The sequence below is a fragment of the Mycobacteroides franklinii genome (assembly GCF_001853795.1).
Taxonomy (GTDB): domain Bacteria; phylum Actinomycetota; class Actinomycetes; order Mycobacteriales; family Mycobacteriaceae; genus Mycobacterium; species Mycobacterium franklinii.
Genome location: NZ_MLIK01000019.1, coordinates 2,000,396 through 2,025,567 on the forward strand (window position 1 = coordinate 2,000,396; position 25,172 = coordinate 2,025,567).

The window sequence follows — 25,172 nt, forward strand, 5'->3', positions numbered from 1 at the left end:
TGGTTTCTTACGAGGTGAGCGTGCTGACGGAGACTCCGTCGGCGGTCGCTGTGCTGTCCCGCGACGGGCTGGAATCGGTGTCGCTGGTGATGGCCGGTGAGGCCTGCCCGGCCGAGGTCGTGGATCGCTGGGCCCCAGGCCGGGTGATGATCAACGCCTACGGGCCCACCGAGACCACGATGTGTGTGGCGATCAGCACGCCCCTGACGGCAGGTTCTGGTGCGCCGCCGATCGGGTTCCCGGTGCCGGGCGCGGCCCTGCTGGTGCTTGACGAATCCCTGAGGCCGGTACCGGGCGGGGTTGTCGGCGAGCTGTACGTGGCAGGTCACGGTGTGGCCCAGGGGTATATCGAACGGGCCGGTTTGACGGCCTCACGATTTGTCGCGTGCCCGTTCGGGACAGTCGGCGCCCGGATGTACCGCACGGGTGATCTGGTGCGCTGGCGTGCCGACGGCCAGCTGGACTACCTGGGCCGTGCCGACGAGCAGGTCAAGATCCGCGGGTACCGCATCGAACTGGGCGAAATCCAGTCCGCGCTGGGCGGTCTCAACGGTGTCGAGAACGCGGTGGTCATCGCCCGTGCTGAGCAGGCCGGGGGGAGGCGCCTGGTCGGGTACGTGACCGGGTCGGTTGATCCGGCCGAGGCACGAGCCGCACTGGCTGAACACCTCCCGGCGTATATGGTGCCGGCGGCGATTGTGGTACTTGACGTGCTGCCGCTGACGTCAAACGGGAAACTCGATATCCGTGCCCTGCCTACGCCGGTATACACCACCGGCGAATACCGAGCTCCGGAAAATCTCGCCGAGGAGATCCTGGTCGGGATCTACGCCGGGGTGCTCGGAGTGGACCGTGTTGGCGTCGACGATTCATTCTTCGACCTTGGCGGCGACAGCATTTCGGCGATGCGTCTGGTCGCCGCCGTCAACGCGAACTTGGGTGTCGGCCTGGCGGTCCGCACCGTGTTCGAGGCTCCGACCGTTGCCCAGCTCGCCCCCCGGATCAATGAGGGTGTGGCAGGGCAGCAGCCGCTGGTGGCCGGGGAGCGGCCCACGGTGGTGCCGTTGTCGTTCGCGCAGAACCGATTGTGGTTCTTGGATCAGCTGCAGGGACCCTCGCCCGTCTACAACATGGCCGTGGCATTGCGGCTGGACGGGCCGCTCGATGCCGGGGCGATGGGCAGGGCATTTGCCGATGTGGTGTCCCGGCACGAGAGCCTGCGCACGTACTTCGCGGCGCCCGACGGAACACCACGGCAGGTCGTGGTGCCTGCCGAGCTGGCAGATTACGGCTGGGGCATTGACGATGTGAGCGGCTGGAGCACCGGCCGGGTTGGCGAGGCCATGGGTCTGGTGGCGCACCACACCTTCGATCTCGAAAACGAGATACCCATGCGAGCCAGGCTTTTTCGCATCGCCGACGATGAACACTTGCTGGCCGCCGTGGTGCACCATATCGCCGCGGACGGTATGTCGGTCGCGCCGTTGGTCCGTGATCTGGGGACCGCCTATGCCGCCCGGTGCTCGGGTCATGCCCCCGACTGGTCGCCGTTACCCGTGCAATACATCGACTACACCCTGTGGCAACGCGCCCAGTTCGGTGATATCGACGACGTGACGAGCCCCATTGGCGCACAGCTGAGTTACTGGCGCGACGCGCTGGCCGGAATGCCGGAGCGCCTGCAACTGCCCACGGACCGCCCATACCCGAATGTCGCTGATCAACGCGGTGCCACGGTACAGGTGGACTGGCCGGCCGAGGTGCAGCAGCGGATCACCCGGCTGGCGCGTGAGTACAACGCGACGAGTTTCATGGTGATGCAGGCGGCCCTGTCCGTGCTGTTGTCGAAGATCGGCGCCAACTCCGATGTCGCGGTGGGCTTCCCGATCGCGGGACGTCGCGATCCCGCGCTCGATGACCTTGTCGGGTTCTTCGTCAACACGCTGGTGCTCCGGATCGACGTCGGTGGAGATCCCACATTCGCCGAGCTGTTGACGCAGGTGCGTCGGAGGTGCCTGGCGGCCTTCGAGCATCAGGATGTGCCGTTCGAGGTGCTGGTGGAGCGGATCAACCCCACGCGGTCGCTGACCCATCACCCGCTGGTGCAGGTGACGCTGGCGTGGCAGAACTTCGCGGGTCACGACGATCCGGCAGCCGGGCTGTCCCTGGGCGATGCGCGGGTCACGCCGATTCCCGTCGACACCCACACCGCCCGCATGGATTTGGTGTTCTCCATGGGCGAGCGCTGGGGGGAGTCCGGTGATCCTGCCGGGATCGGGGGGACGGTTGAATTCCGCACCGATGTCTTCGACGCGGCGTCTGTCGAGGCGTTGATCGCACGGCTGCAACGGGTATTGATGGCCATGACGGACGATCCCGCCCGACAGCTGTCATCGGTGGATCTGCTCGACGATGTCGAGCGCACCCACCTGGATGCCATCGGGAACCGGTCCGTGCTGGCCGGGCCGGCGGCGACGCACGCATCGATTGCCGAGGTGTTCACGTCGCGGGCGGTCAGCACTCCAATGTCCATCGCGCTGACCTTCCAGAACCGGTCCATGACCTACCGAGAGCTTGACGAGGCGTCGAACCGGTTGGCGCACCTGCTTGTTGACCAGGGTGCTGCTCCGGGCCGATGTGTGGCGCTGATGTTGTCGCGGTCGGCCGAGGCCATCGTGGCGATTATGGCGGTGCTCAAATCCGGTGCCGCGTATCTGCCCCTGGACCCGGCGCTGCCGGCGGCGCGGATCGGGTTCGTCCTCGCGGACGCCGCGCCGGTCACAGCGATCAGCAGCACCGACCTGGCCGAGCGGATCGCGAGCCACGGTGTGACGGTGATCGACGTCGACGATCCTCGAATCGGCACTCAACCCGGCACCGCCTTGCCGGGGCCTACACCCGAAGATATCGCCTATCTGATCTACACCTCGGGCACCACCGGAGTCCCTAAAGGTGTTGCGGTCACGCATAACAACGTGACCCAACTGCTGGCGTCGGGAGACTCCGGGTTACCGCCGGGGCGGGTGTGGTCGCAGTGGCATTCGCTGTCATTCGATGTTTCCGTCTGGGAGATTTTTGGCGCACTGTTGCACGGCGGGCGACTTGTGGTGGTGCCCGAAGCGCTGACGCGTTCACCCGATGATCTGCACGCGCTACTGGTCGCCGAACAGGTGAGTGTGTTGAGCCAGACGCCCTCGGCGGCGGGTGCGTTGTCGTCGACCGGCCTGGACTCGATGGCGTTGGTGGTGGCCGGTGAGGCGTGTCCCGCGGAGGTCGTGGATCGCTGGGCTCCGGGCCGGGTGATGGTCAATGCCTACGGGCCCACCGAGACCACGATGTGCGTGGCGATCAGCACACCGTTGACCGCCGGTTCGGGAGCACCGCCGATCGGCTCCCCGGTACCCGGGGCGGCGCTGTTCGTGCTCGACGAGGCGCTGCGACGGGTGCCCGCCGGGGTGGTCGGTGAGTTGTACGTCGCGGGAGCCGGTGTGGCCGCCGGGTATCTCGGCCGCGCCGGGTTGACGGCATCACGTTTCGTGGCCTGCCCGTTCGACGGTACCGGCGCACGCATGTACCGGACCGGGGATTTGGTGCGATGGCGTTCCGATAGCCAGCTCGACTACCTTGGCCGCGCGGACGAGCAGGTCAAGATCCGCGGCTACCGCATCGAATTGGGCGATGTCGGTGCGGCGCTGGCCATGCTCGACGGTGTGGATCAGGCGGTGGTGATCGCCCGAGAGGATCGTCCCGGAGACAAGCGTCTGGTCGGATACATCACCGGAACCGCCGATCCCGCTGCCGCACGTTCCGCACTGGCCGAGCAGCTACCGCCTTACATGATTCCGGCGGCGGTGGTGGTGCTCGACGCGCTACCACTCACCGCGAACGGCAAGCTGGATGCGCGTGCCCTGCCCGCACCGACATACCAGAGCCTTGATCGGTATCGCGCGCCCGATACCGCGATCGAGGAGATATTGGCGGGCATCTACGCGCAGGTCCTGGGACTCGACCGCGTGGGCATCGACGAGTCCTTCTTCGAGCTTGGCGGGGATAGCATTTCGTCGATGCAGGTGGTGACGCGGGCACGTGCCGCGGGTCTGACCTGCCGGCCGCGCGACATTTTCGTCGAACAGACGGTCGCACGGCTGGCCCGCGTGGTCGAGGCGTCCGATGGGTCGACAGGCCTGACGGACGAGGGAGTCGGGCCGGTGCCGACCACCCCGATCATGCGCTGGCTGCAGGCCTCCGAGGGGCCGATCGATGAGTTCAATCAGACGATGCTGGTGCAGGCCCCGGTGGGAGCCGACGAGTCCGACGTGGCAATTGTGTTGCAGGCCCTGCTGGACCGACACGCCATGTTGCGTCTGCGTGTTGACCCCGAGGCAGACGGTTGGTCGTTGACGGCGCCCGAGAAGGGGACGGTGGATGCCCGGGACTGCCTGCAATCCGTGGACGAGCTGACCGATGACCTGATAGTGCAAGCGCGTTCGCGGTTGAACCCACAAACGGGTGCGATGCTCAGTGCGATATGGGCGGCAGGCACCGGACAATTGGTGGTCATCATCCATCACCTTGCGGTCGACGCCGTGTCCTGGCGGATCTTGTTGGAGGACTTGAACGTCGCGTGGGTTCGGCATCGCGCTGGCCAACCGGTGGTGCTGCCTGTCACCGGAACTTCATTCGCCCAATGGGCGACCCGGCTATCGGAGCGGGCAACCCATCCGGAAGTCGTGGACTGCGTGGACACCTGGAAGGCGGTGACGGCAGCCCCCGCGGCGTTGCCCGCCGTGCGTCCCGACGCGGACACCTTCGCCACCGCCGGACATCACGCCGCCGAGCTGGACGCCGATACCACCAGCATGCTGATCGGTGAGGTTCCGACGGCATTCAAGGCCGGAATCCACGAGATACTGTTGATTGCCTTCGCTTTGGCCACAGCGGAATTCGTGGGCAGCGGCGAGGCGGTCGGCATCGATGTCGAGGGGCACGGGCGCCTTGAAGACCTCGGTGGCGCAGCCCCGCGCGATGTCGACCTGTCCCGCACCGTCGGCTGGTTCACCGCCAAATACCCGGTCTCACTATCAGTTTCAGGTCTGGACTGGGCGCACGTGGTTTCCGGACACGGGGTGCTGGGGGCGGTGATCAAGGACGCCAAGGAGCAGCTGCGCGCCCTGCCGGAGCCGCTCACCTACGGGCTGCTGCGCTACCTGAATCCAAACGTCGATTTAGCGGGAGCCGACCCGACGATCGGGTTCAACTACTTGGGACGCCAAGGCCGCGCGGCCGAGCTTTCCGAAGCCCTGTGGCGGCCGGGGCCGCAACGCTGGACGGGCGCCGGTGTGGCGGCAGCGATACCCATGCCGCTGCCGCACACCGTGGAACTCAACGCGGTCACCATCGACACCGATGCCGGTCCGCGGTTGCACGCCAACTGGACGTGGGCGCCATCGGTTCTCGAGCGCGAGCAGATCAGCCGGCTGAACCGTCTATGGTTCGAGGCGCTGACCGGAATCTGCGCCCACGTGCGCACGGGCGGCGGCGGACTGACGCCATCGGATATCGCCCCCGCGCGCCTGAGCCAACGACAGATCGATGAGCTGGCGGACCAACACCGGATTGCCGACATACTGACACTGACCCCCGTGCAACAGGGGCTGCTGTTCCACGCCAACACGGTGGCCGGAAGCGACGATCTGTACGCGGGACAGTTGGATTTCACCCTGACCGGGCCCCTTGACGCCGACCGTCTGCGTGATGCGGTGCAGACCATGATCACCCGGCATCCGCATCTGCTGGCGCGCTTCTGCGGGCAGTTCGACGAGCCCGTGCAGATCATTCCGGCCGCCCCCGTTGTGCCGTGGCAATACCTCGAACTCGACGGCGACGTGGACGTGGAGGTGGACGCCGAGATTCGGCGGCTGTGTGCTGACGAGCGCGCTGCGGTATGCGATCTGGGCAATCGGCCGGCCTTCAGGGTCTCGTTGATCCGCACTTCGGCGCAGCGTCACCGTCTCGTGTTGACCAACCACCACATCGTGCTTGACGGATGGTCGCTGCCAATCCTGTTGGGGGAGATATTCGCCGGCTACTACGGGCAGCGGTTGTCCGCGCCCGTGCCGTACCGGGGCTTCGTCACCTGGCTCGGCGGCAGGGATCGCGATGCCGCGCGTGCGGCGTGGCACCGAGTGCTGGGGGGCTTTGACAATCCGACATTGGTCGGCCCGCAGGATCGGTCCAGGGTCGGAGCACAACGAGCCGAGCTGGTTCAGCTACCCGCCGATCTTTCACGGTCCGTGGGCGAATTGGCGCGCGCGTGCCACACGACCGTGAATGTCGTGCTGCAGGCCGCGTTCGCGCAGCTGCTGTGCTGGCTGACCGGTCAGCGCGATGTCGTCTTCGGCACCACGGTGTCCGGCAGACCGGCCGAGGTGCCCGGCGCCGAATCGATGGTGGGCCTGATGATCAACACGGTGCCGGTACGCGCCAACATCGCCGCGTCATCCACCACCGTGGACCTGTTGGCGCAGTTGCAGAACGATCACAATGACACCCTCGAGCATGAGCATCTGGCACTGGGTGAGATCCACCGAATCACCGGACAGGACAAGCTGTTCGACACGCTCTTCGCGTTCGAGAACTATCCGATCGATGCCGCCGCCCTGGCCGGCGAACATGAGCTGGCCATCACCGATATCACCAGCAGGGAATCCACTCACTATCCGCTGACGGTCCAAGCGCAGCCGGGTCAGCAGCTCGGCCTGCGCATCGAGTACGACACCGAGGTATTCGATCCGGACAGCATCGCCACATGGGTGGAGCGCTTCCAACGGGTGTTGGCGACAATGACCGCCCACCCGCGGCGCAGGTTGTCGTCGTTCGACGTACTGGATGACACGGATCATCGGCAGCTAGATGTGTGGGGTGACAGGGCGGTATTGCGTCAGGGGGCGAGGGAGGCCTCGCTACCGGCCCTGTTCGGTGAGCAGGTGGCCCGGACCCCGCACGCGGTGGCGGTCACCTTCGAGAGCGGCTCGATGACCTATCGCGAGCTCGACGAGGAAGCGAACCGGCTGGCGCACCTGCTGGAATTGCACGGAGCCGGCCCTGGACGATGTGTGGCACTGCTGTTTCCCCGCTCGGCTCAGGCCATCGTGGCGATTCTTGCCGTCCTGAAGACCGGCGCGGCCTATCTGCCGATCGATCCCGCACATCCGCCCCAACGCATCGAGTTCATGGTGGCGGACTCGGAGCCGGTCGTGGCCATCACCGTGGCGACACTGATGGACCGGTTCGCGGGGTTGAAGCTGCCCGTCGTCGATGTCGACGATCCCGCAGCGCGGTCTCAATCATGCCTGGCGCCAACGATTCCTGCCGCCGATGACCTGGCCCACATCATTTACACGTCGGGTACGACCGGAATCCCTAAGGGGATGGCAGTCACCCACCGCAATGTGACCCGGATGTTCGACGCGGCAGCCGTCGGCGTGGAATTGGCACCACACCAGGTGTGGGCGCAGTTCCATTCCTATGCCTTCGATTTCTCGGTATGGGAGATATGGGGCGCGCTGCTGCACGGCGGCCGTTTGGTGGTGGTGCCCGACGCGGTGGCACGCTCGCCCAAAGACTTCCACGCGCTGCTGATCGCGGAGAAGGTGACAGTGTTCAGCCAGACTCCGTCAGCGGTGCGGATGCTGTCGCCGGAGGGATTGGAAGCGGCGGCGTTGGTGTTGGGCGCCGAGCCCGTCTCACCCGACCTGGTGGACCGATGGGCTGTGGGCAGGACGATGTTCGACGCCTACGGTCCCACGGAAACAACGATATTCGCGTCGATCAGTGTGCCCCTGACGGCGGGATCGGGTACGCCGCCGATAGGCTCCCCGGTACCGGGTGCGGCCCTGTTCGTGCTGGACGGGTGGATGCGCACCGTGCCTGCCGGGGTGGTCGGTGAGTTGTATGTCGCCGGTCACGGTGTGGGTTGTGGTTATGTGAACCGGTCCGCGCTCACCGCGTCCCGGTTTGTCGCCTGCCCGTTCGGCGAGCCCGGCACTCGCATGTATCGCACCGGCGATCTGGTGCGCTGGGGCGGCGATGGTCAGCTGCAGTATGTGGGCCGTGCCGATGAGCAGGTCAAGATCCGCGGGTACCGCATCGAACTCGGCGAAATCCAGTCCGCCCTTGCCGATCTGGACGGGGTGCAGGCCGCGGAGGTGATCGTCAGGGAAGACCGGCCGGGTGAGAAGCGCCTGATCGGCTACGTCACCGGGACCGCCGATCCGGCTGTGGCGCGCGCCGCATTGGGCGACCGCCTGCCGGCGTACATGGTTCCTGCCGCGGTGGTGGTCTTGACCGAGCTGCCGGTGACACCCAACGGGAAGCTGGACAAACGGGCACTACCGGCTCCCGAATACGCTGCGGGTGAATACCGCGGCCCTGCCAATCCGACGGAAGAGATCCTTGCCGGCATCTACGCCCGGGTGCTCGGGGTCACACGTGTCGGAGTGGACGAATCATTCTTTGACCTTGGCGGCGACAGTATTTCGGCGATGCGCCTGATCGCGGCGATCAATACCGCGCTGGACGCGGATCTTCCCGTCCGCGCGATCTTCGAGGCCCCCACGGTAGCCCAGCTGGCGCCACGTGTCGGGGAGTGCGCGGGAAGTGCCGAGCCGTTGGTTGCGGGCGCGCGGCCCGACGTGGTGCCGCTGTCGTTCTCCCAGAATCGACTGTGGTTTATCGACCAATTGCAGGGGCCCTCACCGGTTTACAACATCGCCGCCGCGTTGCGGCTGAATGGTCCGCTTGATGCCGAGGCGTTGGGTGCCGCGCTTGTCGATGTGGTCGCCCGCCACGAGAGTCTGCGTACCTTGTTTGCGGCGCCCGGCGGAACGCCGCAACAGGTGGTGGTGCCGGTCGAGCGGGTCGATTTCGGTTGGGAGGCTGTTGATGCCAGCGGGTGGTCGGCGGACAGATTGACCGACGCAGTCGGCGCGGTGGCGTCCCACGCGTTCAATCTGGAGTCGGAGATCCCGTTGCGGGCATGCCTGTTCCGGACGGCCGAGGACGAACATGTGCTGGCGGCGGTGGTGCACCATATTGCCGCCGATGGCTGGTCTATCACCCCTCTGATGCGTGATATGGGAGTGGCATACGCCGGCCGGTGCGCGGGACAGGCTCCGGACTGGGAGCCGCTGGCCGTGCAATACGTGGATTACACCCTATGGCAGCGCGCACAGTTCGGTGATCTCGACGACAGCGACGGCCGTCTCGCGACACAGCTGGCCTATTGGGAAGACGCGCTGGCGGGGATGCCCGAGCGATTGCAGTTGCCCACCGATCGTCCCTATCCGCTCATGGCAGATCAGCGCGGAGCCACGGTCGAGATCAATTGGCCGGCCGAACTGCAGCAGCATGTTCGGCGGGTGGGGCGTGAGTACAACGCGACAAGCTTCATGGTGATGCAGGCCGCCTTGGCGGTGCTCCTCGCGAAGATCACCGCCGGCGACGATGTCGCAGTGGGCTTCCCGATCGCCGGGCGGCGCGACCCCGCGCTGGACGAGCTGGTGGGCTTCTTCGTCAACACCCTGGTGCTGCGGGTCGATGTGGCCGGGGATCCCACCTTCGCCGAACTGCTCGCCCAGGTACGCAGACGCAGTCTGGCCGCCTTCGAGAACCAGGATGTGCCTTTCGAATTGCTGGTGGAGCGGCTCAATCCGGTCCGGTCGCTGAGCCATCATCCATTGGTTCAGGTCATGCTGGCCTGGCAGAACCTCCCCGGAAACTCCTTCGACTCGGGGGTCGGGCTCTCCCTCGGAGATGTTGAGGTCACGCCGCTACCGTCGGACACCCAGTCGGCGCGGATGGACCTTACCTTCTCGCTCTCCGAACAATGGAGTGAGGCAGGCGATCCCGCCGGAATCAGCGGCAGAGTCGAGTACCGCACCGACGTTTTCGACTCGGACACCGTCACGAAGCTGACCGACCGGCTGCAGCGGGTGCTGACTGCCCTGACCGCAGACCCGAATCGGACGTTGTCCTCGGTGAATCTGCTCGACGATGTCGAACATGCGCGGCTGGATGAGATCGGGAACCGGTCCGTGCTGGCCCAACCCTCGATATCAATGTCGATTCCGGCGCTGTTCGCCGAACAGGTGATGCGTATCCCGTCGGCGGTGGCATTGACCTGCGCGGGACGTTCGATGACGTATCGGGAGCTGGACGAGGCGTCGAACCGGCTGGCGCACTTACTCGTCGATCGCGGAGCGGGCCCGGGTCAGTGCGTGGGTCTGCTGACTCCGCGTTCGGCACAGGCCATCGTCGCCATCCTCGCGGTGCTGAAAGCCGGCGCGGCGTACCTGCCGATCGATCCGGCGCTACCGGGCACCCGTGTCGGATTCATGCTTGAGGACGCGGCGCCCTCGGTGGTGATCAGCACCGCCGAACTGGCCGGGCGGCTCAACGGCCATGCGCCGGAGGTCATCGATATCGACGGCCCCCTCATGCAGACGCAACCGGCCACGGCCCTGCCGGTGCCGTCGCCGAGCGACATCGCCTACCTCATCTATACCTCGGGTACCACCGGAGTTCCCAAAGGCGTTGCGGTCACGCATCAGAACGTGACACAGCTGGTGGCATCGACCGGTCTTGGGCTGCCGTCTGCTGGAGTCTGGTCGCAATGGCATTCCCTGGCCTTCGATGTCTCGGTGTCCGAGATCTTCGGTGCCCTGCTGCGTGGCGGACGGCTGGTGGTGGTGCCCGAGGAGATGGAGTGGTCTCCCCAGGACTTCCACGCGCTGCTCGTGTCCGAACAGGTCACCGTACTGAGCCAAACACCCTCGGCCGCCGGCATGCTCCCGATGGTCGGTCTGGAGTCGGTGGCATTGGTGGTCGCCGGTGAGGCATGCCCGGCCGAACTGGTGGACCGCTGGGGTCCGGACCGGCTGATGCTCAACGCCTATGGCCCGACGGAGGCCGCGATCTATGCGGCGGTGAGTGCGCCGCTGAAGGCGGGATCGCGCGGTGTGCCGATCGGTTCGCCGGTTCCGGGAGCGGCACTGTTCGTGCTGGACGGATCGATGAAGCCGGTGCCGTCCGGAGTTGTGGGTGAGCTGTATGTCGCGGGTGCCGGAGTCGGGGTTGGGTATTGGCACCGTTCGGCGTTGACGGGGTCACGGTTTGTGGCGTGCCCGTTCGGTGGTGCGGGGATGCGCATGTACCGCACGGGGGATCTGGTGCGCTGGCGCGCCGATGGGCAGCTGGACTATTTGGGCCGCGCCGACGAGCAGGTCAAGATCCGTGGATATCGGATAGAACTTGGTGAAATCCAGTCTGCGCTGGCCGATCTGGATGGTGTGGAGCAGGCGGTTGTGGTGGCACGGGAGGATCGTGCGGGCGACAAACGTTTGGTCGGCTACATCACCGGAACCGCCGATCCCGGCGCGGCGCGTGCGGCGCTTTCGGAGCAGTTGCCGGGCTACATGGTGCCGGCCGCGGTCATGTGGCTGGACGCGTTGCCGCTGACGCCCAACGGAAAGCTCGATAAGCGAGCGTTGCCCGTTCCGGAGTACCAGGGAGGCCAGTATCGGGCCCCGGTAAGCCCGGTCGAGGAGCTGTTGGCCGGTATCTACGCCCAGGTTCTGGGGTTGGAGCGGGTCGGCGCCGACGAGTCGTTTTTCGAGTTGGGTGGGGACAGCATCCTGTCGATGCAGGTGGTGGCACGGGCGCGGGCTGCGGGTTTGATGTGCAGGCCCCGAGATGTATTCGTCGAGCAGTCGGTGGCACGGCTGGCCCGCGTCGTGGTGGTTGATGACGGCGTGAATGTTGCGGCGGACGACGGCGTCGGACCTTTGCGCCCGACCCCGATCATGGCGTGGCTGCAGAACGTGGACGGCCCGATCGATGAGTTCAACCAGACCATGGTGGTGCAGGCCCCGTCGGGGGTCACCGAGGCCGATGTGGCGATTGTGTTGCAGGCCTTGTTGGATCGTCACGCCATGCTGCGGCTGCGTATCGAGGACAGTCAGGATGGCCGCGATGGCGGGGACGGTTGGTCGTTGACGGTAACCGAGCCGGGGACCGTGGCTGTCGCGGAGCATGTGCAATCGGTGGATGAACTCACGGACGAGGCAGTGCGCGAAGCACGCGCACACCTGAATCCTCATGCCGGTGTCATGCTCAGCGCGTTGTGGGTACCGGCCACCGGACAGCTGGTGGTAATCATCCATCACCTGGCCATCGATGCGGTGTCCTGGCTGGTTCTGTTGGAAGACCTCAACATCGCCTGGGCCCAGCACCATGCGGGTCATCCGATCGTTCTGTCCGCGCCCCGCACCTCATTCTCGCGGTGGGCGCAGCTGCTCGATGAACATGCCCATGAGGCGGAAGTTGTTGCCCAGGCACAAGCCTGGCGGCAGGTGACCGATACCCCGGCGGTTTTCCCGGCGGTGCACCCGGAACAAGACACCTACGCCAATGCGGGCCGGCTGTCGCTCACCTTCGATGACGCCGAGACCGTCAAGGTGCTGCTGGCGGAGGTGCCCGCGGCATTCCACACCCGGATCCACGAAATCCTGCTCATTGCCTTCGCTCTCGCCACTACCGAATTCACCGGCAGTGACACCGTGGGCATCGATGTCGAAGCCCACGGGCGCCAAGAAGAACTCGATCCAACCGTCGACCTGTCCCGCACCGTGGGCTGGTTTACCGCGAAATACCCAGTGGCTCTGTCGGTGTCCGGTCTCGATTGGTCACAGGTTGGTGCGGGGGAGGCCGCGCTCGCCGCCGTCGTCAAGGACGCCAAGGAGCAGTTGCGCCGGCATCCGGACGGGATGACCTATGGCGCGCTGCGCTACCTGAACACCGATGTCGACGTGAACGGGGCCGACCCGGTGCTCGGGTTCAACTACTTCGGGCGCCAGGGCGGCCCGGGAACCGATATGGCCGCCGATGGCTGGCGGATATGCCAGGACGGATCGTCGGCCACCCGCGTGGCCACGGCAATACCCATGCCGCTGATGCACACCGTGGAGCTCAACGCCGTCACCATCGACACCGGCGACGGTCCGCGCCTGCACGCCGACTGGACTTGGGCGCCTTCGGCTCTCACCGAAGGCCAGGTACGTCGGCTGAGCCGACTCTGGTTCGAGGCCCTCGCCGGCATCTGCGCCCTGGTGCGCTCCGGTGGCGGCGGGTTCACTCCGTCGGATATCGCACCGGCCCGCCTGAGTCAGCACGATATCGACCAACTTGCGCGCCTGTATCGCATCGATGATGTGCTGCCGCTGACACCCCTGCAACAGGGATTGTTCTTCCACGCCAATGCCATTCGTGGTGCTGAAGATCTGTACGCGATGCAGATGGACATCGGTCTGCGCGGTCCGCTCGACCAGCTCCGCCTCCGCGCCGCGATGCAGGCGGTCATCGTTCGCCATCCGAATCTGGTCGCCCGGTTCTATGGCCAGTTCGAGGAACCGGTGCAGGTCATTCCCGCCGATCCCGTAATCGCCTGGCGTTTTGTCGATCTTGGTGGCGAGACCATTCATGACATCGATGCCCAGGTTTTCCAGGTATGCGCGACCGAGCGTGCGGCGGTATGTGACCTCGCCAACGAACCGGTTTTCCGGGTGGCGTTGATCCGTACCGGTGAGCACCAGCATCGGCTGGTGCTCACCAACCACCACATTGTTCTCGATGGTTGGTCGATGCCGATTCTGTTGGGTGAGATTTTCGCCGGCTATTACGGTCATGCGCTGCCGGAGGCGGCGCCCTACCGCGGCTACGTGAGCTGGCTCGCGGCACGCGACACCGAGGCTGCGCGCGCGGCCTGGCGCGAGGTGTTCGCGAACCTCGACACTCCCACTCTGGTGAGTCCGGGACACCGGCTGGGACGAGGCTTGCGTGGCAGTCGATCCTGCGAAGTACCGGCCGACACCGTTCACGCGCTATCCGCATTGGCCCGATCGTCCCGGACGACCGTCAACACCGTGCTGCAGGCGGCCTGGGCTGTGGTGATGGCCTCGCTGACAGGGCAGCGCGACATCACGTTCGGTACCACCGTCTCCGGTAGGCCACCGGAGGTGCACGGCGCGGAATCCATGGTGGGACTGCTGATCAACACCGTCCCGGTGCGTGCCAACCTCACCGCGACAACCACCGTCAGTGACCTGCTGGCGCAGCTACAAGATGCACATAACCTCACGCTGGACCATCAGCACCTCACGCTCAACGAGATTCATCGAGTTACCGGCCACGATCAACTCTTCGACACGCTCTTCGCGTTCGAGAACTATCCGACCGACACCGGGGTGGCGCTGGCCGACAGGGAGCTGGCCATCTCCGATGTTGTCAGCAGGGAATCCACCCACTACCCATTGACGGTGCAAGCACAGCCCGGGCGCGAGCTGGGACTGCGCGTAGAGTACGACACCGAAGTATTCAGTGCGGACACCATCGAAGCGGTGATCGGCCGACTACAGCGAGCGCTCACGGTGATGACCGCCGATCCGGCGCGGCAGTTGTCGTCTGTCGATCTGCTTGATGCCGGCGAGCATGTGCGGTTGGCGGACTTCGGAAACCGGGCAACTCTGACTTGCCCCGAAAGCGCACGCATCTCCATACCGGAGCTGTTCGCTCGACACGTGGCGCGCATCCCGAATGCAGTAGCGGTCGTCGATGCGGGCCGGTCCACGACCTACCGCGAGCTCGACCGACTGTCGAACCGGTTGGCGCACATACTCATAGCCAACGGAGTCGGTCCGGGGCAGACTGTGGCGCTGTTGTTGTCGCGCTCGACAAACGCGATTGCGGCCATGTTGGCGGTGCTGAAAACCGGAGCCGCCTATCTGCCGATCGACCTGGCGTTGCCGACGGATCGGATGGAGTTCATGCTCGCCGACGCCGCGCCGGTGGCGGTGCTGACCTCGTCGGATCTGCGGGCTCGGCTGCTGGGCCACGATCTCGCTGTTATCGATGTCGACGATCTCGCGGTGTATGTGCAGTCCCCGGCGCCGCTGCCGTGGCCGGATGCGGCGGGTGTCGCTTACGTGATCTACACCTCAGGCACCACCGGTATACCCAAAGGTGTTGCCATTACTCATCACAATCTCACGCAGCTGTTGGGTTCCCTTGAGGCTGGACTGCCGAAGGCGGGTGTGTGGTCGCAGAGCCACTCGTATTCTTTCGACTTCTCGGTGTGGGAGATCTGGGGCGCGCTGCTGGACGGTGGACGGCTGGTGGTGGTGCCGGATGCTGTCGTGCATTCACCAGAAGATCTCCGCGCCTTGGTTATCGCCGAAAAGATCGACGTCCTGTGCCAGACCCCATCGGCAGCCGGTGCCCTCTCACCCGAGGGCTTGGAGTCGGTGGCACTGGTTCTCGGGGCGGAGTCGTGCCCAGCCGATCTGGTGGACCGCTGGGCGACGGGGCGGGTGATGATCAATGCCTACGGTCCGACCGAGACCACAATCTGCGCCTCGGTGATTGCAGGCTTGACTGCGGGATCCGGTGTGGTGCCCATCGGATCGCCGGTACCGGGCGCGGCGCTGTTTGTCTTGGACGGGTGGTTACGGCCGGTGCCGCCCGGTGTTGTCGGTGAGTTGTATGTGGCCGGCGACGGTGTCGGGCCCGGGTATCTGCGTCGTGCCGGATTGACCGCCTCGCGGTATGTGGCCTGCCCATTCGGAGAACCCGCGTCGCGGATGTATCGCACCGGAGACCTGGTCCGCTGGCGAGCCGACGGGCAGCTGCACTATGTGGGACGCGCCGATGAGCAGGTCAAGATTCGTGGATATCGCATAGAGCTCGGCGAAATCCAGTCCGCGCTGGCCGAATTGGAGGGAGTCGAGCAAGCGGTCGTGGTCGCTCGTGACGAGAACCCACTGAGTACACGGTTGGTGGGGTATGTCACCGGCACTGCCGATCCGGCGGAGATCCGCTCGCTGCTGGGGACACGGTTGCCCGCATACATGGTTCCGGCGGCGGTGGTGGTACTCGGCGCATTGCCGCTGACCGCCAATGGCAAGCTCGACACAGGTGCGCTGCCGGCGCCCGAATACGTCGTTGGCCAGTACCGTGCGCCCGAAGGACCTACCGAGGAAATCCTGGTGGGTATCTACGCCCAGATTCTCGGCGTTGACCGGGTAGGTGTCGACGACTCCTTCTTCGACCTTGGGGGAGACAGCATTTCGGCGATGCGCTTGATCGCCGCGATCAATACGGCGCTGGACGCCGACCTTCCGGTGCCCGTTGTGTTTGAGACACCCACCGTCAGGGGCTTGAGCCAACGGCTGGGTGTGGCCACCGGCGATGCGCCGACGATAGCGCCCGTCCAGACCCTGCACGACGCGTCCGGCGTTCCGCTGTTCTGCATACATCCCGCCGGCGGGGTGAGCTGGCCCTATCACGTCTTTGGCAGCTACCTGGACTGCCCGATCATCGGAATTCAGCAAGCGCCATCGGACCAGCCGTCGTCCATCCGCGATATGGCGATCGACTACGCGAACAGAATGGAAGAGCTTTATCCCACAGGGCCTTACAACCTGCTCGGCTGGTCCTTTGGTGGAGTGGTTGCGCATGAGGTCGCCGTCGAGCTGCAGCGGCGTGGACGCACGATTTCGCGTCTTGTGCTGCTCGATGCGCAGCCGGCCATCGACGAGACCTTGTTATCCGGGGTTTCCGCCCGGCCTCAGCCTGGAAACGACGAGCAGATGGCGCAGCTGCTGCGCGAAGCAGGACTAGCCGACTTGGCTCGATACAAGCGAGTCTTCGCCTTATTCATGGAGAACATCAACGACAACATCACGAGATATCGGCAGCACCTTCCGGGCGTGTTCGACGGTGATGTAACCCTGTTCTCTGCCGAGCGCGACCAAGACGACCGCGCCTCGTTCCTCACGCGGTCGTGGGCACCGCACTTCTCGGGCAGCATTGTCATCGAGTCGGTCGACTGCACACACGACGAGATGTTGACCAACGGCTCGGCCGCCAAGTATGGGCAACGACTGTGGGGTCTGCTCAGCAGCGAGTGACCGGTTGGCACTCAGGGGCGTTCACGCCGCGTGGCGGCGTCAGAGCTTTAGGCTGGGGTCGTGACTTCGGACAGACTGACCCTCACCGACAGCCCCGGCGGACACTGGCGGCGCATCGACATCGTCGACGAAACCGGATCCACCAATGCCGATCTGGTGGCGCGCGCGGCGGCAGGGGAGGACATCGACGGCGTCGTGCTGCTCGCCGAGCACCAGACCGCCGGCCGTGGCCGCCACGGCCGCAACTGGGGTGCGCCCGCGCACACGCAGTTGTCGATGTCGGTCGGCATCGGAGTGGGCGAGGTACCGCCGGATCGGTGGGGGCTGGTGCCGCTACTGGCCGGGGTGGCGATTGTCGACGCGGTCGCCGAGGTCAGCGGAATTCAAGCGGGGCTCAAATGGCCCAACGATGTGCTTGTCGACGGGCGCAAGTTATGCGGAATCCTGGCCGAGGTCGCGACGCCCCATTCGGCCATCGTGCTTGGTCTCGGACTCAATGCCACCTTCACCCAACACGAATTGCCCGACCCCAATGCGACATCTCTGACGATCGTCGGTTGGGCCAACCCGGACCGCGATGAGTTGGCACGCGCGGTGCTTCGTGAGCTGGGCGGCCGTGTTGAGCACTGGCGGACGGCGCGGGGTGTCGACGAGCGGTTGTTGGAGGACTACCGGGAGCGCAGTGTCACCCTGGGTTCCCGGGTGCGTGCGGAGCTACCGGGCGACCGCGAACTGGTGGGTGTTGCCGTTGGGCTCGGCAACGACGGACAACTGTGCATCGAGGGTGCCGACGGCACCGTCACCGCGGTCACGGCGGGCGACATCACCCATCTACGCCCGCTGAACGACCAGTAAAGTCGCTGCACGTGGGGTATCCGGAGAACGTGCTCGCCGATGACGAACAGGTGGTGTTACACCGCCACCCGCACTGGAAGCGGCTGATCGGCCCGACGGTGGTGTTGATGCTGTCCACGGGCGTGGCCGCCTTTGTGGCCGCGATGGTCGACAACACCGACTGGCAAACTACCGCGAAGCAGGTGGTGATGATCGCCATCGGGGTGGTCTGGCTGGTGTTGGTCGGCTGGCTCAGCGTATGGCCGTTCCTGAACTGGTTGACCACGCACTTCGTCATCACCGACCGGCGGGTGATGTTCCGTCACGGATTGTTGAGCCGCTCGGGGATCGATATCCCACTGGCGCGGATCAACAGCGTCGAATTTCGGCATGGCCTGGTGGACAGAATTCTGCGCACCGGCACGCTGATCATCGAATCGGCGTCACAGGACCCGCTGGAATTCCATGAGATACCGCGAGTGGAGTACGTCCACTCGCTGCTGTATCACGAAGTCTTCGACACCCTCGGTTCGGAAGAGGGCGACAGCCGCTCCACCGGGCGCGGCCGGGAACGGCCGCCCGCCACGTGATGCGCTGAGCCGTACAAGCCGCGTCCCACCTCGGTGCCGTGATGTGCGGTGGTGCTGCTGGGCAGCCCCGTGTGCGGGTGTAGCGGGGTGACATTTTCCGGGTCAGCGTCCGATTCCTCGTCCGCCTCTGTGGCGACGAGAGCAATCGGGTCCTCGCCCTGACGCCCGAACTCGTCGGGGAACACCCAGCGGCGGAAGGCCCAGAACCGGAAGGCCATCTGCAGCAGGTTGCCGATGATGTAGGCGCTGATGAAGTCGGCGATGTTCTCCATCGTCAGGCTCACGTTTGGTACGCGCAGTTCAAAGACGTAACTCGACACCCACAGCGGGATCATGGCGAGGATCACGCCCATGCCGCTGACCGCGAAGAACAGCAGTGCTTCGTGGTGGCGCTCCCGGCCGCCGCGGTCCCGGAAACTCCACTCCCTATTAAGGATGTACGAGGCGATGACAGCGATGATGCCGGAAATGATCTTGGCGGTGAGGGGCTTGGGTTCCAGGATCGTCAGCTTGAGCGCATAGAAGATGCCGGAGTCGATGATGAATGTGGTGGCGCCGACAATGCCGAACTTGATCAGCTCATGGTGCCGCTCAGCGACAGGCCGGATGAACCGGGGCAGCCGGGCGATGGTGGCATCGGCGAAAGACACAAATGGCGAGTGTACGGAAGATGGCAGGGCAGTGCGAAGCGGTCGGCCGAGCTCGTCGAGTATTGGCCCCTCGTTCAGTTGCCGCTACGGGTCGCGCCGCCGCGCAGGTTGCGCCACGTGCGGGGACTCATCCCACGATGCGCGCGGAACCACCGGCTGAAGTTGCTCGGTGAGGAAAACCCCAGCATCTCGGAGACCTCGGTGAGGTTGTGCCGACCGCGTGTCACGAGGTGGTCGGCCAAATCGAGCCGGGTGGCATCGAGTAGAGCGGTGAAACTGGTGCCCTCGCTGGCCAGCTGCCGATGAACGGTGCGCCGGTCGACTCCAAGGCTCCGGGCGACATGATCGACCGAGCAGCGACCGACGGGCAGCAGCAGCTCGATGAGATCTCGGACACGATCGACGGTCGTCGCGTCTCGCGGCCGTTCCGATGACTCCAGGACCGCCTGGCTGTACTGATGCAGTAGCGGGTCGAAACGGTCGTTTCGACGATCAAGATCGGACGTATATACGACGATCTCGTCGCGCTGCCGCATGAACTCGATGCTCGGTCCGAAGGCCCGGTGATGTATCGCGGGGTCGGAGGGATTCGCGCGGCGAAGATTGACCCTCACCGGGTGCCATGTGTTTCCCAGGAACGTGCGCAGCACCCCGACAAGCACCGCCAGCGCCAAGTCGGTGGACTGCGTGCCGGCTGTTGCTTCGCCCACGTCGAGAACCAGCCGGATGGCGGCGATTCCGTCGCGTTCCACGACACGGATCCGCAGGGACTCGTTGTACATGGACTCGTGCCGGCACAACATCGTGACGACATCGCGCACTGTGGGTTGCTCCCGCAGCACCAAGCTGAGCGGACCCAGGCTGGACAGTCTGCGCCGTTCGGCCAGTCTGAGGCCGAAGTCGTCCAGCCCGCCGGCATCGGCGGAGGCCTCCAGGAGTGCGGCGACGGTGCTGGCGCTCACCCAACGGTCGGGTTGCGTTATGCCCGCTGGGTCAACCCCGTGCTCCCGCATCAACTGCGCCGGATCCAGCCCGGATGCCCTGGCCACCTCGACGTACCCGCTCAGCGCAGCGAACCGTACCTGTCGGCTGTCCATGGTGTCCCCAAAAGAATAGAAATCAGTCCCGCAAAGATAAGTATGCAGGATGTCGCCTGCCTAACGTCGGAGATGTACCCAGAGATCAGACGAAAGGCGGGCCATGGCCTACGCAGTGCGGATCCACGAGACCGGCGGACCCGAGGTCCTTCGCGGGCAGAACGTCGAGGTTGGTGAACCCGGTCCCGGCGAGGTGAGAATCCGGCATCGCGCCGTGGGGCTGAACTTCGCGGATACGTACTTCCGCACGGGCGTGTATCCCGTCGCCCTACCCGCAGGCATGGGTGTGGAGGCCTCCGGTGTCATCGAAGCCACCGGGCCCGGCGTATCGGATTTCGGCGTGGGCGACCGCGTCACCTATACGGGCAGCCCGCTGGGCGCCTACAGCACCGAACGCGTCATGCCCGCCGAACATCTCATCCGTCTGCCGGACGGTATCGCCTTCGACACCGCATCGGCCATCACCATGCGGGGGCTGACTACCGCGTACCTGCTGCGACGGATCCATCCGCTGCGGGCGGGTGACACCGTGCTGCTCCACGCCGCTGCGGGAGGAGTCGGGCTGTTGTTCCTGCAATGGGCGAACCTACTGGGCGTCAACGTCATTGGCACCGTGTCGAGTGAGAAAAAGGCCGAGATCGCCCGGGCGAACGGCTGTGCCCATGTGCTCGTCTACCCGCGTGAGGACGTGGCCCGGCGAGTGCGCGACATCACCGGTGGAGCGGGTGTCCCCGTCGTCTACGACGGCATCGGCAAGACCACGTTTCGATCCTCGCTGGACTCACTGGCCCGGCGCGGGCTGCTGGTGTGTTTCGGCACGGCATCGGGCCCGGTGCCACCGATCGACGCGATGCAGTTGGCGGCCAAGGGATCTCTGTTCGTGACCAGACCGGCGCTGGCCGATTACATCGCGGACCCGGCGGAGCGCGCGGAGCTGGCCGGCGAGCTTTTCGGGCATATCGCCGCAGGCCGGATCCGCGTCGATATCGGGCGCCGCTACCAACTTCAGGACGCGGTGGCGGCCCATCGCGATCTGGAATCCGGCACGTCCATCGGTCAATCCATCTTCTCGCTGTGAGCTGTAGGGAAAGGAAGCTGTCATGAATAGTGTTGCCCCGCTGAGTAAAGTCCGTGTGGAGCCTTTGACGTGCACCATTGGCGCCGAGCTGTTCGATGTCGATCTGGCCGAGGCATCACGCAGCGATGAGCTCTTCGGCGAGCTCAGGAAGCTGCTGCTGGAGCACAAGGTGCTGTTCGTACGCGACCAGAACATGACCCGCGCCGAGCATGTGGCACTGGCGCAGCGATTTGGGCCACTCGAGGACCATCCGGTCGCCGATAGTGATCCTGACCACCCTGGCCTTGTGCGGATCTACAAGGAGATCGACAGCGCCCCGGAGCATTACGAGAACTCCTTTCACTGCGATGCGACCTGGCGGGAGAACCCGCCCATGGGATGCGTGTTGCGCTGCGTCGAAACACCGCCCGTCGGTGGCGACACCATCTGGGTCAACATGGCGGAGGCCTACCGGCGGCTACCCACGGCGGTGCGCGATCAGATCCGTGGCCTGCGCGCCCGGCATTCGATCGAAGCCAGCTTCGGTGCCGCCATGTCGACGCACCGGCGCCATGAACTGCATGAGCGATACCCGGACGCTGAGCATCCGGTGGTACGTACCCACCCGGAAACGAGGGAGGAGATCCTTTTCGTGAATTCCTTCACCACGCACCTGGTGAACTATCACCGTCCGGAGAACGTGCGCTTCGGCTTCGACTACGCGCCCGGCGCCTCGGAACTGCTGCAGTACCTGGTGCGTCAGGCCTCCGTCCCGGAATTCCAGGTGCGATGGCGTTGGACACCGAACAGCGTCGCCATCTGGGACAACCGGTCAACGCAACACTATGCGGTTCAGGACTATTGGCCCGCCGTACGCAAGATGGAACGCGCCGGAATGTGCGGAGACAGACCGTTCTAGCTGGGCACGGCGGCCAGCATGACACCATATGTCTGTGTCTGATCGTCTTCGCGCAAGCGGCTCATCCGTGTCCGCGACTCCGGTGGTCACCATGATCGGTGGCGGTCAGCTGGCCCGGATGACCCATCAGGCGTCGATCGCACTCGGTCAGACCCTGCGGGTTCTGGCCCACGCCGCCGACGAACCGGCGGCCCAAGTAACCCCCGATGTAGTCCTTGGTTCGCATACCGATCTGGACGACCTACGCCGCGCGGCCAAGGACGCCACCGTGGTCACCTTCGATCACGAGCATGTCCCCACCGCGTTCCTGGAAACCCTGCAGGACGAGGGCGTCAACGTGCAGCCGCCGCCGTCGGCGCTCATCTACGCACAGGACAAGACGTTCATGCGGCGCAAGCTGCGGGACATCGGTGCGCCGGTGCCGGGATTCGCCGACATCCGGACCGTCTCCGATGTCGAGCGATTCGCCGCGGAAACGGGAGGCCAGGTCGTACTGAAGGCGGTCCGCGGCGGATACGACGGCCGGGGCGTGTGGATCACCGACAACCTGGACGAGGCGCGCACGGTGGCCGCCGAGCAGCTGGCTGCGGGTGTCGAGCTTCTCGCCGAGGAGCGCGTCGACATGCGCCGTGAGCTGTCGGCCATGGTCGCCCGCTCACCCTTCGGGCAGGGGGCCGCCTGGCCGGTGGTGGAAACCGTTCAGCGCGATGGCATTTGCGCTGTGGTGATCGCTCCGGCGCCGGAGCTGCCCGAGGAACTGGCCCTGCAGGCCGAACAGCTCGCACTGCGGATCGCCAGCGAGCTTGGCGTGACGGGGTGCCTGGCGGTGGAGCTGTTCGAAACCAATGACGGCCGGCTGCTGGTCAATGAATTGGCGATGCGGCCGCACAACTCGGGACATTGGAGCATGGACGGTGCGCGCACGGGGCAGTTCGAGCAGCACCTGCGTGCCGTGCTCGATTACCCGCTCGGATCCACCGAACCGCTGGCCCCGGTCACCGTCATGGCGAACGTGCTCGGTGCGCGCGAGACGCCCGCGATGTCGCTCGACGAACGGATGCACCATCTGATGGGCCGCATCCCGGAGGCGAAGGTGCACCTGTACGGCAAGGGCGAGCGTCCGGGCCGCAAGCTCGGGCATGTGAATATTCAAGGCCGCGTGGATGGTTCGCTGGCGGATCCGCAGTACGTGGCGGAGGTGCGTGAGCGCGCCGAGCGGGCGGCGCACTGGTTGTCGCACGCGGTATGGACCGATGGATGGGAAGGACACTAGAACGTGAGCGCACGGGTCGGCCTGATCATGGGCAGCGACAGCGACTGGTCGGTGATGTCGGATGCCGCGAACGCCTTGGCGGAGTTCGAGATTCCCTTTGAGGTGGGAGTTGTCTCCGCGCACCGCACACCGGGACGCATGCTGGAGTACGCGCAGTCGGCGGCCGGGCGGGGTATCGAGGTGATCATCGCCGGCGCCGGCGGCGCGGCGCATCTGCCCGGCATGGTGGCCTCTGCCACGCCGCTGCCGGTGATCGGTGTTCCGGTGCCGCTGGCGCGGCTGGACGGCCTGGACTCGCTGCTGTCGATCGTGCAGATGCCCGCGGGCGTGCCGGTCGCGACGGTGTCCATCGGCGGCGCCCGCAACGCCGGACTGCTTGCCGCGCGAATCCTCGGGGTGTCCGATACCGCACTGCGGGACAAGGTCGTTGCCTTCCAGGCGAGCATGGAAGCCACCGTTTTGGAGAAAGACGAGGCCCTGCGGCGCAGACTGTTGGAGGACTAGATTTGAGCGTGACGTACAGTTAACGGCGACTAACTTTGATCGACTCTGGAGGCTGTGATGGCTGGGAACCCGTCGTTTGACCTGTTCAAGTTGGGCGAGGAGCACGACGAGCTGCGTGCGGCCATCCGGGGACTGGCCGAAAAAGAGATCGCACCGCACGCCAAGGACGTCGACGAAAAGGCACGATTCCCGCAAGAGGCCCTCGACGCGCTGGTCGCCTCGGGCTTCAACGCCGTGCACGTGCCCGAGGAGTACGACGGTCAGGGCGCCGATAGCGTGGCCGCCTGCATCGTCATCGAAGAGGTGGCCCGGGTCTGCGCCTCGTCCTCGCTGATCCCCGCCGTCAACAAGCTCGGCACCATGGGTCTGATCCTCAACGGCTCCGATGAGCTCAAGAAGCAGGTGCTGCCCTCGATCGCCAGCGGCGAGGCCATGGCCTCCTACGCGCTGTCCGAGCGTGAGGCAGGCAGTGACGCCGCGAGCATGCGCACCCGCGCGAAGGCAGACGGCGACGACTGGGTCATCAACGGTTCCAAGTGCTGGATCACCAACGGCGGAAAGTCGTCCTGGTACACCGTCATGGCGGTGACCGACCCCGAGAAGAAGGCCAACGGCATCTCGGCGTTCATGGTGCACAAGGACGACGAGGGATTCACCGTCGGACCGCTGGAGCACAAGCTCGGCATCAAGGGCTCGCCGACCGCCGAGCTGTACTTCGAGAACTGCCGCATCCCGGGCGACCGGATCATCGGTGAGCCCGGCACCGGGTTCAAGACCGCGCTGCAGACGCTGGACCACACCCGCCCGACCATCGGCGCCCAGGCGCTCGGTATCGCCCAAGGTGCACTGGACCAGGCCATCGCGTACACCAAGGACCGCAAGCAGTTCGGCAAGTCCATCAGCGACTTCCAGGGCGTGCAGTTCATGCTGGCCGATATGGCGATGAAGGTCGAGGCCGCGCGCCTCATGGTCTACACCGCCGCCGCCCGCGCCGAGCGTGGCGAAAAGAACCTGGGTTTCATCTCGTCGGCGTCCAAGTGCTTCGCCAGCGATGTGGCCATGGAGGTCACCACCGATGCCGTGCAGCTGTTCGGTGGCGCCGGATACACCACCGACTTCCCCGTGGAGCGGATGATGCGCGACGCCAAGATCACCCAGATCTACGAAGGCACCAACCAGATTCAGCGCGTCGTGATGAGCCGCGCGTTGCTCACCTCCTAAACTTGC

At 65.5% G+C, this 25,172-nt stretch carries 10 protein-coding genes (1 of these 10 cut by a window edge); 8 read left to right on the forward strand and 2 right to left on the reverse strand.

Going from position 1 to position 25,172, the window contains the following annotated elements; all coding sequences use genetic code 11:
* The 3 genes in view from BKG76_RS17260 to BKG76_RS24515 are tightly spaced (at most 60 nt apart) and all read left to right on the forward strand, a layout consistent with a single transcriptional unit that may run on beyond the window.
* On the forward strand, window positions 1-17,021 hold the 3' portion of the coding sequence (locus tag BKG76_RS17260) for a non-ribosomal peptide synthetase (RefSeq protein ID WP_083338075.1). 14,077 nt of this gene lie to the left of the window's left edge; only the last 17,021 of its 31,098 coding nucleotides appear in the window; its start codon lies beyond the left edge, outside the window; it ends in the stop codon at window positions 17,019-17,021.
* A gap of 60 nt (window positions 17,022-17,081) precedes the next feature.
* Window positions 17,082-17,876: a biotin--[acetyl-CoA-carboxylase] ligase gene (locus tag BKG76_RS17265; protein ID WP_070938681.1), complete on the forward strand. Its 795-nt coding sequence runs from the start codon at window positions 17,082-17,084 to the stop codon at window positions 17,874-17,876.
* A gap of 11 nt (window positions 17,877-17,887) precedes the next feature.
* Window positions 17,888-18,445: a PH domain-containing protein gene (locus tag BKG76_RS24515; RefSeq protein WP_083338076.1), complete on the forward strand. Its 558-nt coding sequence runs from the start codon at window positions 17,888-17,890 to the stop codon at window positions 18,443-18,445.
* Here the strand turns inward: BKG76_RS24515 and BKG76_RS17280 are convergent.
* Window positions 18,361-19,095, reverse strand: a complete 735-nt coding sequence (locus BKG76_RS17280; RefSeq protein WP_070938683.1) for a GtrA family protein — start codon at window positions 19,093-19,095, stop codon at window positions 18,361-18,363. The genes BKG76_RS24515 and BKG76_RS17280 overlap by 85 nt on opposite strands.
* A gap of 74 nt (window positions 19,096-19,169) precedes the next feature.
* Complete coding sequence (locus tag BKG76_RS17285; RefSeq protein ID WP_070938684.1) at window positions 19,170-20,192, reverse strand: AraC family transcriptional regulator; 1,023 nt, start codon at window positions 20,190-20,192, stop codon at window positions 19,170-19,172.
* A 103-nt stretch (window positions 20,193-20,295) separates the two neighbouring features.
* Between BKG76_RS17285 and BKG76_RS17290 the strand changes: the two genes are divergently transcribed.
* The 5 genes from BKG76_RS17290 to BKG76_RS17310 all read left to right on the forward strand — a co-directional run bounded on the left by BKG76_RS17290 (window position 20,296) and on the right by BKG76_RS17310 (window position 25,166).
* Window positions 20,296-21,270 carry a quinone oxidoreductase family protein gene (locus tag BKG76_RS17290; RefSeq protein WP_070938685.1) on the forward strand — a complete coding sequence of 325 codons (975 nt, stop codon included), beginning with the start codon at window positions 20,296-20,298 and terminating at the stop codon, window positions 21,268-21,270.
* Window positions 21,271-21,292: 22 nt separating this feature from the next.
* Window positions 21,293-22,168: a TauD/TfdA dioxygenase family protein gene (locus BKG76_RS17295; RefSeq protein ID WP_070938686.1), complete on the forward strand. Its 876-nt coding sequence runs from the start codon at window positions 21,293-21,295 to the stop codon at window positions 22,166-22,168.
* A 67-nt stretch (window positions 22,169-22,235) separates the two neighbouring features.
* Window positions 22,236-23,441 carry a 5-(carboxyamino)imidazole ribonucleotide synthase gene (locus BKG76_RS17300; RefSeq protein WP_109420778.1) on the forward strand — a complete coding sequence of 402 codons (1,206 nt, stop codon included), beginning with the start codon at window positions 22,236-22,238 and terminating at the stop codon, window positions 23,439-23,441.
* A 3-nt stretch (window positions 23,442-23,444) separates the two neighbouring features.
* A complete protein-coding gene (gene purE / locus BKG76_RS17305; protein ID WP_078343963.1) occupies window positions 23,445-23,945 on the forward strand; it encodes a 5-(carboxyamino)imidazole ribonucleotide mutase in 501 nt (166 codons plus the stop codon).
* Between the two features lie 57 nt (window positions 23,946-24,002).
* Window positions 24,003-25,166 (forward strand): acyl-CoA dehydrogenase, encoded by a 1,164-nt coding sequence (locus BKG76_RS17310; protein ID WP_070938687.1) that lies wholly within the window; start codon window positions 24,003-24,005, stop codon window positions 25,164-25,166.
* Window positions 25,167-25,172: the final 6 nt, after the last annotated feature.